Below are 12,556 nucleotides of genomic sequence, written 5' to 3' on the forward strand. Positions count from 1 at the left end.
GAACTCTGAGGGGTTTCAGGTTTGGCGCACCAACCACGAAAAACAAGCAATCCTACATTGACGACTCTGCCGGTCGCTATCCCTCTGCATTGTCTTCAGAACAACGTTCCGAGAACATACAAGGGGAGCGTAGGCGCGGGTTTGCGGCGTGAGGGGGCGATGCGCGGTGGTTGCGTAGGCGAGGGCTGGTTCTGAACTGGACGGCAGCGCTTCAGAAATGCCCAAGGTAGCCGCCGTCCACCGCCAGCACCTGCCCCGTGATATACGAAGCCGCCGGCGACGCCAGGAACACCGCCGCGCCCGCCACTTCCTCCGGCTGGCCCCAGCGGCCCAGCGAGGTGCGCTGGCACAGCCACTCGGCCACGGTCTCGTCCTCGACCATCGGCTGGTTGGGTTCGGTGGCGAAGTAGCCCGGCGCGATGGCGTTGACGGTGACGCCGTAGCGGCCCAGGTCGGCGGCCATCGCGCGCGTCAGCGCATCCAGGCCGCCCTTGGTGGCGGGATAGAGCACGTCGCCGGCGCGGGCTACCTGGCCAGCGATCGAGCTGACATTGACGATGCGCCCGTACTGTCCGTGGCGCATGCGCTGCGCGGCCAGGCGGCACAGCGTATAGGGCGCGACCAGATTCGTTTCGAGCATGGCACGCAGGTCGCCGGCGTCGAGCTTCGCCATCGTGCTGCGGTTGCGCGCGCCGGCGTTGTTGACCAGGATGTCGAGCCGTCCGTGCGCGGCGTCGATGTGCTCGAACGCCGCCGCGACCGCGGCTTCATCGGTGATGTCGAGCACCAGCGCCTCGGCGCTGCCGGCGCGCGACACCAGCATGGCGACGGCGTCCTGCACGCGCTGCGCATTGCGCGCCGCCACCAGCACGTGCGCGCCGGCATCGGCCAGCCCGGCGGCGATTGCCAGGCCCAGGCCCTGCGCGCCGCCGGTCACCAGCGCGACGCGGTCCTGCAGCGAGAACGGGGGACGGACGATGGAATCGGGGGAGGGGGTAGTAGTAGCCATGCGGCCGACTATACCGCAGCGTCCCTGCCCGCGCAGGCGCTCAGCGGATCAGCTTGCCGGTCGACGAAACGATCGACATCTCGACAAAGGACGAGCCGGTATGGCGCGTGGGGCTGTAGCTGATCAGGATGCCGCCGAGGTCATAGTCACGCATGCCTTCGAGCGCGTTGACCAGCCGCTCGCGCGTGGGCTCCGGGCCGGCGCGGCGCAGCCCTTCGACCAGCACCTTGGCCGACATGAAACCCTCCATGCCCGCGTTGGACGTCTCCACGCCCTGCTGCTTCGCCATGTTGCGGTACTCGCTGGCCAGCGTCATCTGGCTCGAGTTGGTGCCCGGCACGACCTGCGTGATGATGAGCCCGCGCGCATCTTCGCCCAGATCGCGGATGAACGAATCGGCGGCATTGTTGGACAGCGTGACGAACTGCGCCTGGCTGCCGGCGCGGCGCAGCTCGCGGATGATGCGCGCGGCCTCCGAGCCCGAGCCGATCACCAGCACCGCCTGCGGGTTGCCCTGATGGATCGCAGCCACACCCTGGCCGATATCGCCCATCGGCCGCGCAAAGCTGGCCGTTGCCGCCGGCTGCACGCCGCGCGCCTGCAGCGCGGTGCTGAAGCCTTCAAGCACGTCCCGGCCGAAGCCGTCGTTGGCGTAGAAGATGCCGATGCGGTTCATGCCCGATGTCGCCAGGTGGTTGATCGCGCGCGCGACCTCGTCCTGGTATTTGGCGCGCACGTTGAACACGTAGCGGTTCACCGGGCGGTGCAGCGTGATCGCGCCGGTGAGCGGCGCCACCAGCGGCACCTTGTGCTCGGCGATGATGGGCAGGATGCTTTCGTTTTGCGGCGTGCCGCGCACCATGAACAGCGCGAACACCTTGTCTTCGTCGATCAGCTTGCGCACGTTGTCGGGCGTGCGTTTGGCATCGAAGCCATCGTCGTAGGTCACCAGCTCGATGCGCCGGCCCGCAACGCCGCCGCTGGCGTTGATGGTGCGCAGGTAGACCTGCGCGCCGGCGATCTGCTCCTTCACGGAACCGGCCACCGGTCCGGTCACGCCCGCCGACTGCCCGATGCGGATGGCGTTGCGCGTCACGCCCGGTTCTGCAAATACCGCCTGCGCAGCCCATCCCAGCGTGGCGGCCAGCATGCCGCACGCGATCCATTTCGCCTTCATTGTCTCGACCCCTCCGCCCTGGTGGGCTGATCTCATAGTTCTGTTTGCGGCGCGGCGGGCATGGCCGTGCGCCGTCACGCAAGTTACCGCATGCGTCGGGTTGGGGCAAACAGGAACACGGGGGAGTGTTGCAGCGGCCTCACACCGGAACCGCGGTGCGGTCCCGGTGCAAGCAGGGGCGCGCTATAGGATGCGCGTCAGAACGCGCCGCACGGGCGCGCGAAAGACATGCGAGACAGCGGAAACAGCCAATACAGCCAATACAGCGAGCGCGGATCAGGGGAACGCCGGGATGGCCGGATCCAGCCCCGCAAAGCGGGCTTCCGGATGGGCGTTCGCCAGCAGCGTTTCGATTTCCTCGATACGGCGGCGCGGCACGTCCACCATCAGCAGGATCTTGCCGTCCTCGATGTCTTTCTCGAATGCGCGCAGCCTGCTGTTGGGCGCCGAGCTGCCGATCATGCTCGCGGCCCATGCGCCGAACACCGCGCCGAGCACCGCCAGCACGCCAACCAGCCCCCACTGCGGGGTATCGCTGACGATCGGGAACATTGCCACCACCGCGCCGGCCACCACGCCGACGCCGCCGCCCACCACCAGCCCCATCTCGGCGGCATGCACGATGTCGGAGGTCTGGAACAGGTTGGCTTCGTGCAGGCCTGTCATGTCCGCACCGTCGCGCGCCACGAAGTGGATGTGGCGGTTTTCGATGCGGGCGAGCAGCAGGTCGTCCATGGTGCGGCGGGCGCTCGCCAGGTCAGGCAGCAACCAGAAGATGCGTTTGCGCATGTCTTGCTCCTTTTTCAGGCCGCGCCGCTGGTGTGGGTGAACCGGGGCAGGGAATGTACCGCTGGCGGCGCGGGGTTATTTCTTTGTACGCCGTTAGCAGGGCAAGCGCAAGGCGGCTGTCGGGGCGCGCGCATCCGGTGCGCCGATGTGATGCAAACGTATGCCCCGCGCGTGCGGGGCACACGTCACGTCATGCGCCGGGGAGAGAAAAAATGAGAGCGCGAGCGCTTCAGAAAGTGATCGGCAGGCGGATATTGACCTGCAGGTCGGGCGTGTCGCGCGTGAGGCCAGCGCCCACCGACAGGTTGAGCGTATAGCGGTTGCTGAAGCGATATGAATAGCCCACCAGCAAGGTGCCTTGCGTCACGCGCACCGAGCCCGGCACGGTCTGGCCGTTCTGCTTGGTCGGCCAGATGATGGCCTGGTCATAGCCGATACTGAACGACGCCTTCTCGTTGAGCGCCAGGCCCATGCCGAAGCTGAACTCGAAGATATCCCCGGGCGCGATCTTGCCCAGCGGTTCCTTCTCGCCATTGAGCACGGTGCGGCTCACGTTGTTGCGCGCGAAGTTGTGCAGGTAGCTGAAGGTGCCGAAGAACACCGCCGGGTCGGTCGGCAGCAGCCAGGTGATGCCGGGCTGGATCGCCTGGAAGCCGGTGCCGGTGGGCAGGCCCAACGGCAGGCCGGTGCCGGTGGCATTGCCCACGCAGCGCGTGACGCAATCGGTCACGACCTCGAACGGGTCCTTGCCGGTCGCGGACTTGTAGCGCAGCCAGCCGACGAAGTACGGGATCTTCTCGTTGCCATAGTTGAGCTGGTAGCGCACCGTGGCCTCGACATCGCCGATGCCGCTGCCGCTCGCATTGAACACGCGGTCGACGGCCGTGCCGGTGAAGACCTCGCGGCTGACGGTCTGGCCCGATGTATGCACGTAAGGCACCTTGGCTTCGAGTTCCAGCCGCTTGGTCAAGCCGTAGCGAAACGCGACCGACGGGATGTAGGTCGAGGTCTTGACCTCGCGCACATCGACCAGGCCGATCAGGATGGCCGGGATGACCGTGTAGCCGACCAGTGCGACGCGGTTGTTGGAGGAATAGCCGTACTGGAAGCCGGGCTCGACCACCAGCTTGCCCTGCGCGGTCAGCACGCCAGGCTGGTCGATGATCGGCGCGATCTCGGGCGGTCGGCGGTCTTCCTCGGGCGGGCGGCCCACCGGTTCTTCCAGCGCGACGGTCTGCCTGTCGGCGGCTTCGCCAGCCTGCGGGCCCTGGGCCACGTCCTGCGGCGGCTGCAGCGTGATCTGCTGCGGATTGCTGACCGCGTTGGGCGCTGCCTGCGTGGCGCTGGACGCGGCTGCCGCCGTGGCGGCGGTGGTGGCATTGTCGGACGGCGACACGCCGGGTCCCGCGCGCTGGCCGCCGCGCTTGTTGGCCAGCACCTCCGTGCCGATCACGTTGCGCAGCTCGCGGATCACGGCCTCCTGTTCGGCCAGCGCCCGCTTCATGGCGTCGAGCTGGGTTGCCTGTTCGGCGAGCTCCCGCTGCAACGATTCCAGTCCGACCGCGGGCGGACCCGCATCCGGCGCCGTCTGGGCCTGCGCCAGCCCGCCCAGCAACAGTAACGTCGAGCATCCGGCATTGCGGATGCCCTGCATCGACCGCTTCTTCATGACGTCTTCCTCCCCCGGGACGGCAGACTGTTTTTGCAGGAGCCTGCGACCTGTACTGCCCGATGCCTCGCTACGACTACCTCATGCTTGCGGCCCGCAGCAACGCGTTGTTCAGCGTCGTGTTGGCCAGTTGCGACCGGAATGCCTGCAGCGTATTCACGCTTGCGTCGATTGTCATCAGGCTCCGGATGCTCTGGTTGTTCAACGTGTTCTGGATCACCGTCGCGGGCGTACCCGCCAGCGCGCCCACCGATGCGGCATTGCCCGGCCCGTTCTGGATCACGTTGAGCAGTCCGTTGGTCAGCACCTGGCCCGTGGCCGTGGTCACCGTGGTGCCCGGCACGCCGGCGCCGGCAGCACCGGCCGCACCGGTACCGGACGAGGCACCGCCATTGGCCGCGACAGCCGTCGCTGCGCCGCTGGCACCAGCCGTTCCGCCGGCCGACGCCGCAGCCCCGGCACTGCCCGTGCTCGCGCTGGCGTTGGCGCCGTCCGCGCCCACCTGCGTGCCCGCGGTCACCGGATTGCCGGCCAGCGCGTTGTTGACCGCGGCGTTGGTGCTGGCAACGATGGCCGGCCCCAGCGCCGACGCGAGCTGCGCGGCCTGGTCGGCGGTGATGCGGCTGACATCGGGAATCGTAATGCTGGTTGCGACCACCAGGGCCCCGTTGATATACACCGCGCGTTCGATACCGAACGAAACCTGCAGGCCCGGCACCTCGTAGCCTCCCCGCATTTCGTCGAGCTTGTCGTGCGCGACCGGTTTCCAGCCGGCCATGCTGCCACGCGCGGCAGCCAGTGGGTTGTTGTTCTCGTTGCGGGCGGAACTGGCCGCCTGCGACGGCAGCGCCGACGCATCAAGCGCGTCGGGCTGCGGCAGGTTGCTGGCCTGCGCCGTTCCGGCACAGGCCATACCGGCACCCAGCAGCATGGCAGCGGCCGCTGAACCGGCGCTGCGAGGCACTGCTGGGGTCGGGAAGGAAGTCTGCAACATGATGCGTTCCTCAGAAGTCGCCAGCGCCATGCTTGGGCATGACGGTGAAGAACAAGCTATCCCGGTTGACTCCCATCCAGTAAGGGCCGTTTGGCGCCAGGCGCCAGTCGGCAGCCACATTGAACCGCGCCTTCTCCGTGCGGTTGTGGATCACGAACAGCAGCTGGCTGTCCCAGATCTTCTCGAAATGCTCGCGTGACATGGCGCGCGTGCCGCGCGCGGGATCGCCGATCAGCACGCGGTTGCCCTTCACGCCCTTGACCACCACGAAATGGTGGTAGCCATGCTCGACGATCAGCACGATGGCCGGCACCTGCGTTTCTTCCAGCTTCGACAGCGGCAGCTCGTAGCCGTCGGCCTCATAGCCGAGCGCGGCCAGGAAGCGCTTCATGTCGAGCAGAGAAAACCCCTCGGCGCGGATCTTCTGCTGGTCGCCGTTGAGGTACATGTTCTGGAAGACGGTGGCCTCGTTCATCGGATGGCCGTACTGGTAAGTCAACAGCGTGGCCACCGCGGCCGAGCCGCAGCTGAAGTCGTATTGCTGCCGGATCGTGGATCTGAAGCGCGCCTCGCGAAGACTGGTGACCCTGACGCTGTAGGGTTCGCCGACCGGGCCGTACATATAGCTGTCGGCCGCCTGCGCGGATGGGATGGCCAGTGAACAGCCCCCCGCGGCAAGCACGAACGGTACAAACGCCAACAGGATTCGCAGCGGCTTCATTTGAACTGGACGTTGACGATCGTTGCGTTCTGGATCAGCACGTTGGAACCGGAGTTCTGGATCGCGGTGGGTATCCCCGCCGAGTTCGCAAACGCTCCGTCCGCGATGCTGTTCGCACCGGACAACACATTGACCGCGGCGTTGTCGGCCACGGTGCCGTGCAGGCGCATGTCGTTGACGACCACCTCGGCGCCGCCACGAATGTCATCCAGTTTAGTCACGGGTACGGCTTTCGCCACCCCGCCAAACAACGTAGTGCCGGTGGTGGGCGGCGTAGCCTGCGGCGCCGGTTCCTGGGCGCTGCCCGCGGCGGTGCGCGCGGCTGCCATGGCGGCTTCCAGCCCTGGCGGCTCCGCGTGAGCCTGCAGCGCTGGCCAGGCGAGTAAGACCGTCGCGAATGTGCCGACGGCGAAGCGGACCGATTGCATGGTGTCGTCTCCCCTTGCCCGCGCGCCTTCCGTTGGGGGCGGCGGGCTATTCAGGCTTGCGTAGGCATGACAGGGCCGGGGCGCCCGCACACAGGATACGGGCGCCGGTCCTGCCGGCATGACGGCGAAGCTGCCGGCCGGTCCTTTGCCCGACGGCTCAGGACAGGCCGGGGCTGCGCGTCTTACCTGCCGACGTTGAGGTTGGCCTGCACGTTGACGCTTTGCTGCACCAGGGACGCGACACCGCTGTTCTGGGTCGCCATCATGATGCCCGCCGCCGTCTGGCCGACGCTGGTCATGGTGTTGGACATGTCGAAGGTGCCCGCGGTCACGTAGTTGTAGCCGCCCGCGCCGCCGGTACCGCCGGTGCCGCCGTTGCCGACGCCGCCAGCGCCCGCGACACCGCCGGTAGCCGAGCCACCCGCGCCGCCCGCGCCGCCGCTGCCGCCGTTGCCGGCGGTGGAGCTACCGTTGGTCGCGCTGGCGTTGGCCGTTGCCGCCGTGGCCGAGCCGCCCGCACCGCCGGCACCGCCAGCGCTGCCTTGCGTACCGCCCGCGCCGCCCGTGCCCGAGCCCGCGCCGGCCGTCGCCGTCGCGGTCGCTGCCCCGGCAGCACCGCCCGCACCGCCCGTGCCGCTGCCGGCACCGCCGGCTGCGCCCGCCGTGGCCGTGCCAGCGCCGCCGGCACCGCCAGCCGCGCTGGACGAACCGCCCGTGGCCGTGGTCGTGCCGGCCGAGCCGCTGGCGGCAGACGAACCTGTGGCGCCGCCCGCGGCACCGGCACCGCCGGTGTCATTGCCCGCGCCACCGCCCACCGAGCCGCCACCACCACCGGTGGAGCTGCCCGTCCCGGCGGTGCCGCCCAGGCCAACGCTGGCACCGAGCGCGCCGCCACCGGCCGAGTCAGCGTAGCCGCCACGGCCGCCCGCGCCGAGCGAAGCGCTCAGTGCGCCGCCGCCAGTACCGGCTGCATCGCCGCCGTTGCCGCCACGGGTACCCGAAGCGCTGAGCGCCGAGCCGCCCAGGCCCGCGGCCGCGCCGCCCGCACCTGCCGTGCCGGAGGCATCGCCGCCACGGCCGCCGTTGCCGGCCACCGCGCCTCCGCTGGTTGCGTCACCGGCGTGCGCGCCGGCGTTGGTCGCCGTCGACGCTGCGCCGACCGCACCGGTCGCGCCGTTACCGCCCGTGACCGTGCCGCCGCCGCCGCCCGTACCGCCGGTACCGCCGAGGCCGCCCCGGCCGACGCCGCCATTGGCGCTGCCGGAGTTGGTCGCGATATTGCCGATGCCATGCACGGAGTTGCCGCTGACCGAGCCGCTCAGCTTGCTCAGCGCGATCGCCTTGCTGCTGTTGAACGCGTTCGAGAAGTTGGCCGTGGCGGTGCTGCCGTTGTTGGCGCCAGCATTGCCATAGCCGCGATCAAACGTGACACGCCCGCGGTTTTCGGAATTGGTCTTGGTAACGGTCTTGTTCTTGCTGATGCCGATGGTGGCGGTACGCGTGTCGGTGTTGGTGCTGCTGTCGTTGGCCTGCACTGCGGTCGAGTATTCGTTCGCCGCCGCGCCGCTGCCACCCTGCGACGAGGTCGCCGTAGCGGTTTGCGTGTTGTCCCCACCGCCTCTTACAACGTCGTTGTTGTTGGTCGGATTTGCCCATGCCTGCCCTGCAAATGCCATGGCAATTGCCGACGCCAGTAAGGTCTTTTTCATACGAAACTCCCAGGAGAATGTCACCAGTGTCACAGCGGCTCAGCCTCCAGCCGGCGCTCCGCGGAACGACGGCTGGAGGGTCAGGTCCGGCACCCTGCCAAACCAGACTCCCCTAGCGCATATTCGGTGCCAGCGGCGCCACCTGGAGCGGCTTTCCCTTGTGGAACAAGGCTTCCCCGACTACACGCCGGGACCCTTTTGCGAGCTTTGATCGCTCCACCCAGCCCGCGACGCTGTGCGCGGCAGACGACATGTCACACCGCTGTGACAGAGGCACTCCAGTGCCATCCGGGATACGGCGGGATCACCTGAAAAAATCCTTAAATTTCAGTGCATTAGGTGCTGACGCCGGACTTGCCCGGAGAATCCGGCCGCGTATCGACGCTGAAACATCGACCGCGGGTGGCTCCCACGTCGCCCTCTCGTCCGGCATCATCCACCCATGTTGGGCGGCCCACATTGCACCCAGGCCCGTTTCTGGTCGCCCCGTGCCAGCACGTTGCTACGCCCGGCAAAACGTCCGCACGAACAGCGTGAAAGTGCTTAAAGCCACACTCAAGATGGCTGACTGTTCCTACACTAAATCCTTTGGAGGAGGGGATGCAGCGATGCAACACCGCAACGTGCGGGTTGTGTCGGAATAACCTCAGTGACTTTCCTTGCTAGGTTCTATGTCTGATTTAAAGTACATTAGAGGCATTACAGACTTGTCATCTCTCCACAAGGGAAACCATGAGTGAAGCCGTCGTTCCCCTGTATCACCAGATTTACGTGGTGCTGCGCCAGCAGATCGTAGAGGGCCGCTTCGGCCAGGGCCCCTTGCCTGGGGAGATCGACCTGGCCAAGCAGTTCCACGCATCGCGCGTGACCATGCGGCGCGTATTCGACCGCCTGGTGCAGGAAGGCCTGGTGCGCCGCCACCGCGGGCTTGGCACCTTCGTCAACCCGCATCCCGTGCGGCCGGCCTCGTCCGGCGAGGAACGCGGCACCAGCCTGCTCGACAACATCATCGACATGGGCCAGAAGACGTCCGTGAAGGTGATCTCGATCGATGAGGTCCATGCCACGCCCGACGTGGCCGAGTCGCTGCAGATCGAGGCCGGCGACCCGGTGGTAAAGATCGTGCGCGTGCGCCACTACCGCAACCGGCCGCTGTCGCATATCACGGTCTACCTGCCCGCCGAACTCGGCCGGCCGATCACGCGCAAGGCGCTGGAAGAGACCCCGGTGCTGCGCCTGCTGGAGGCCGGCGGCGTCAAGCTGGGCCGCGCCAGCCAGGTGCTGTCCGCACGCCTGGCCGACGTGGTGGTGGCGCCGCTGCTGGATGTGCCGGTGGGCGGCGCGCTGCTGGCGGTACGCCGCGTGGTCAAGGACCAGGCCGGTCGCCCGGTGCAGTTGCTGCTGGGCCAGTACCGCCCGGACCGCTATGAGTATCGGATGGAACTGTCGCCAGCGGGCGTGGACAGCGCCAACGTCTGGGTGGAAAGCGAAACCCGCCCGGGGCTGCGCGACTGACGCGCCAGCAGCCGCGTATGCCGACATGCCTGACCGCGGCGGTGCCGGCGCAGGGATGCGCCGGGCCCTGATCCGGGCGATACTGCGCATCCCTGATCACATCAAGCGAGGAGCAGCCGTCATGCCAGAGTTCCGCCTGGTTTCGTCCAGCCAGACCCGTTCGCCTTCGGTCACCCGTCGCACCGCAGTACGCCGCCTCGCCGCTTGCGGGCTGGCGCTGGCGCTGCCGCTGCCGCTGTCCGCCGCGGCGCAGGTCACGCCAAGTTCTGGTACGCAAAGTCCGCAAATGGCCGGCGGCAAGCCGATCCGGATCCTGGTCGGTGCGCCCGCCGGCGGCACCACCGACACGCTGGCGCGCGCCATCGCCCAGGAAATGTCCCAGGACCTGGGCCAGCCGGTGGTCGTCGAGAACCGCCCCGGCGCCGGTGGCAATATCGCCGCCGACCTGGTCGCCAAGAGCGCGCCGGACGGCAGCACGCTGCTGATGAGCTTCACCAGTCATACCATCAACGCCACGCTGTACAAGAAGCTGCCGTTCGATCCGATCCAGGATTTCACGCCGATCACGCTGGTGGCCAACGTGCCCAGCGTGCTGGTGGCCACGCCCAGACTGGCCGCCAACAATGTGCCGGAGCTGATCCGCCTGGCGCGTTCCGAACCCGGCAAGCTGAACTTCGCCATCGGCTCGGTCGGCTCGTCGCTGCATATGGCCGGCGACATGTTCAAGATGATGACCGGCACCTATATCGTCAACATCCCGTACAAGGGCACCGCGCCGGCGCTGACCGACGTGCTGGGGGGCCAGTGCGACCTGATGTTCGCCAGCACCATCAACGTGTTGCCGCACGTGCGCGCCGGCAAGCTCAAGGTGCTGGGCGTGACCAGCCCCGCGCCGCTGCCGCAGTTCCCGGGCGCGGCGCCGATCGGCGCTACCGTCAAGGGCTTCGAGTCCAGCGCGTGGTTCGGCCTGTTCGGGCCCGCCGGCATGCCGGCCGAAGTCACGCAGGCGCTGTACCAGTCCGCGCGCAAGGGGCTGGAAACCCCCGCGGTGCGCAAGCGCCTGGAGAACGACGGCGCGCAGCCGATGGGCACGCCGCCCGACGCCTTCGCCGCCTTCGTCAAGCAGGACGTGAAGCGCTGGGCGGGCGTGGTCAAGTACTCGGGAGCCTCGCCGGAATGAGTGACACCCGCCCCGCCACGCTGGCGCAAAAGCTGGTCGCGCGCGCCGCCGGCCTTGACTACGCACAGATCGGCACCGTTGTGATCTGCCAGGTTGACCTGGCGATGTCGCACGACTCGAGCGGCCCGCGCCGCGTGGCGCCGCTGCTGCAGGAGCTGGACACCGGCGTCTGGGACCCGTCGCGCTACGTGGTGGTGACCGACCACTTCGTGCCTGGCGGCGATGCGCAGGCCGAATCGATCCTGCGCTTCACGCGCGACTGGACGCGCCAGTCTGGCGCACAGTTTATTGATGCCGAAGGCATCTGCCACGTGGTGCTGCCCGAGCGCGGCTACGTGCTGCCGGGCCGGCTGATCGTCGGCGGCGACAGCCACAGTCCCACCGGCGGCGCCTTTGGTGCCTATATGTTCGGCGTGGGCTCGACCGAGATGGCCGGCGTGCTGGCCACCGGCGAGATCTGGCTGCGCGTGCCGGACACCATCCGGCTGCAGTGGGATAACCAGCTTGCGCCGGGCGTCTGCGCCAAGGACATCAACCTGTTCCTGTGCGCCACGCTGGGGCTGGGCGGCGGGCGCTACGAGGCGCTCGAATACACCGGCAGCGCCGTCACCGCGCTGCCGATGCAGGAGCGCATGACGCTCACCAATATGAGCGCCGAACTGGGCGCGCAGACCGGCCTGGTGGCGCCCGACGCCGTCACGCTGGACTGGCTGGCGCAGGCCGGCGTGCCCGCGCAGACGCTGGCGCAAATCGATCTCGCGCACTGGCGCAGCGACCCCGACGCGCCCGTGCTTGCCACCCACCGCTTCGATGCGGCCGCGCTCGCGCCGCAGGTGGCCGCGCCGCACTCGCCCGCCAACAGCGCGCCGGTAGAGCAGGCCGCCGGCGAGCCCGTGCAGATCGCCTACCTTGGTGCCTGCACCGGCGCCAAGCTGGAAGACCTGCGCATGGCCGCGCGCGTGCTGCGCGGGCGCCGCGTGGCGCCGGGCGTCACGCTGCAGCTGGCGCCCGCCTCGCGCCGCGACCAGCAGCAGGCCGAGCGCGAAGGCACGCTCGCCATCCTGACCGAGGCCGGTGCCACGCTGCTGCCCAACGCCTGCGGCGCCTGCGCGGGCTATGGCGCGGCGCGCTTCCCGGCGGGCAGCCGTGCCATCGCCTCGACCGCACGCAACTTCTCCGGCCGCATGGGCGATGCGGGCAGCGCCGTCTGGCTGGGCTCGCCGATGACGGTGGCCGCCAGCGCCGTTACCGGCCGCATTACCGACCCGCGTACCCTGCTGGGGTAACGCCCGCAGGCCCGAATTCGTGCCCGCGCAGCGGGTCTGACTGTTTGCATGACATCCCCCTCCGCCCCCTCCCCTGCCA

General features: G+C 68.5%; 11 protein-coding genes. 3 read left to right on the forward strand and 8 right to left on the reverse strand.

Annotation, left to right across the window (positions count from 1 at the left end):
* Positions 1–211: 211 nt before the first annotated feature.
* From AB1I47_RS32035 to AB1I47_RS32070, 8 genes are all read right to left on the reverse strand, one after another.
* Positions 212–1,009 carry an SDR family oxidoreductase gene (locus tag AB1I47_RS32035; protein ID WP_354687683.1) on the reverse strand — a complete coding sequence of 266 codons (798 nt, stop codon included), beginning with the start codon at positions 1,007–1,009 and terminating at the stop codon, positions 212–214.
* A 40-nt stretch (positions 1,010–1,049) separates the two neighbouring features.
* The gene (locus AB1I47_RS32040; RefSeq protein ID WP_354687684.1) at positions 1,050–2,186 is read right to left on the reverse strand and encodes an ABC transporter substrate-binding protein; all 1,137 of its coding nucleotides are present in this window, start codon (positions 2,184–2,186) and stop codon (positions 1,050–1,052) included.
* Between the two features lie 276 nt (positions 2,187–2,462).
* Entirely contained in the window at positions 2,463–2,975 is a 513-nt protein-coding gene (locus AB1I47_RS32045; RefSeq protein WP_354687685.1) for a DUF1269 domain-containing protein, read from the reverse strand.
* A gap of 229 nt (positions 2,976–3,204) precedes the next feature.
* Entirely contained in the window at positions 3,205–4,644 is a 1,440-nt protein-coding gene (locus tag AB1I47_RS32050) for an acetate kinase (RefSeq protein WP_354687686.1), read from the reverse strand.
* A gap of 76 nt (positions 4,645–4,720) precedes the next feature.
* Positions 4,721–5,638 carry a flagellin gene (locus AB1I47_RS32055; RefSeq protein WP_354687687.1) on the reverse strand — a complete coding sequence of 306 codons (918 nt, stop codon included), beginning with the start codon at positions 5,636–5,638 and terminating at the stop codon, positions 4,721–4,723.
* Positions 5,639–5,648: 10 nt separating this feature from the next.
* The gene (locus AB1I47_RS32060; protein WP_354687688.1) at positions 5,649–6,359 is read right to left on the reverse strand and encodes a C39 family peptidase; all 711 of its coding nucleotides are present in this window, start codon (positions 6,357–6,359) and stop codon (positions 5,649–5,651) included.
* Positions 6,356–6,787: a hypothetical protein gene (locus AB1I47_RS32065; RefSeq protein ID WP_354687689.1), complete on the reverse strand. Its 432-nt coding sequence runs from the start codon at positions 6,785–6,787 to the stop codon at positions 6,356–6,358. The genes AB1I47_RS32060 and AB1I47_RS32065 overlap by 4 nt, the downstream gene beginning before the upstream one ends.
* 182 nt (positions 6,788–6,969) lie before the next feature.
* Complete coding sequence (locus AB1I47_RS32070) at positions 6,970–8,496, reverse strand: hypothetical protein (RefSeq protein WP_354687690.1); 1,527 nt, start codon at positions 8,494–8,496, stop codon at positions 6,970–6,972.
* 732 nt (positions 8,497–9,228) lie between these two features.
* Here AB1I47_RS32070 and AB1I47_RS32075 point away from each other — a divergent pair.
* From AB1I47_RS32075 to AB1I47_RS32085, 3 genes are all read left to right on the forward strand, one after another.
* Positions 9,229–10,011, forward strand: a complete 783-nt coding sequence (locus AB1I47_RS32075) for a GntR family transcriptional regulator (protein ID WP_354687691.1) — start codon at positions 9,229–9,231, stop codon at positions 10,009–10,011.
* A 121-nt stretch (positions 10,012–10,132) separates the two neighbouring features.
* Entirely contained in the window at positions 10,133–11,191 is a 1,059-nt protein-coding gene (locus tag AB1I47_RS32080; protein WP_354687692.1) for a tripartite tricarboxylate transporter substrate binding protein, read from the forward strand.
* Positions 11,188–12,477 (forward strand): 3-isopropylmalate dehydratase large subunit, encoded by a 1,290-nt coding sequence (locus AB1I47_RS32085; protein WP_354687693.1) that lies wholly within the window; start codon positions 11,188–11,190, stop codon positions 12,475–12,477. Before AB1I47_RS32080 ends, AB1I47_RS32085 begins: the two co-directional genes overlap by 4 nt.
* The last annotated feature ends 79 nt before the right edge of the window (positions 12,478–12,556 follow it).

Source organism: Cupriavidus necator, assembly GCF_040578825.1.
In the GTDB taxonomy this organism is placed as follows: Bacteria; Pseudomonadota; Gammaproteobacteria; order Burkholderiales; family Burkholderiaceae; genus Cupriavidus; species Cupriavidus necator_E.

Excerpts from the sequence above, each read along its gene's own strand:
- AB1I47_RS32035 (WP_354687683.1), bottom strand. The coding sequence starts at position 1,009 with ATGGCTACTACTACCCCCTCCCCCGATTCCATCGTCCGTCCCCCGTTC.
- AB1I47_RS32040 (WP_354687684.1), bottom strand. The coding sequence starts at position 2,186 with ATGAAGGCGAAATGGATCGCGTGCGGCATGCTGGCCGCCACGCTGGGA.
- AB1I47_RS32045 (WP_354687685.1), bottom strand. The coding sequence starts at position 2,975 with ATGCGCAAACGCATCTTCTGGTTGCTGCCTGACCTGGCGAGCGCCCGC.
- AB1I47_RS32050 (WP_354687686.1), bottom strand. The coding sequence starts at position 4,644 with ATGAAGAAGCGGTCGATGCAGGGCATCCGCAATGCCGGATGCTCGACG.
- AB1I47_RS32055 (WP_354687687.1), bottom strand. The coding sequence starts at position 5,638 with ATGTTGCAGACTTCCTTCCCGACCCCAGCAGTGCCTCGCAGCGCCGGT.
- AB1I47_RS32060 (WP_354687688.1), bottom strand. The coding sequence starts at position 6,359 with ATGAAGCCGCTGCGAATCCTGTTGGCGTTTGTACCGTTCGTGCTTGCC.
- AB1I47_RS32065 (WP_354687689.1), bottom strand. The coding sequence starts at position 6,787 with ATGCAATCGGTCCGCTTCGCCGTCGGCACATTCGCGACGGTCTTACTC.
- AB1I47_RS32070 (WP_354687690.1), bottom strand. The coding sequence starts at position 8,496 with ATGAAAAAGACCTTACTGGCGTCGGCAATTGCCATGGCATTTGCAGGG.
- AB1I47_RS32075 (WP_354687691.1), top strand. The coding sequence starts at position 9,229 with ATGAGTGAAGCCGTCGTTCCCCTGTATCACCAGATTTACGTGGTGCTG.
- AB1I47_RS32080 (WP_354687692.1), top strand. The coding sequence starts at position 10,133 with ATGCCAGAGTTCCGCCTGGTTTCGTCCAGCCAGACCCGTTCGCCTTCG.
- AB1I47_RS32085 (WP_354687693.1), top strand. The coding sequence starts at position 11,188 with ATGAGTGACACCCGCCCCGCCACGCTGGCGCAAAAGCTGGTCGCGCGC.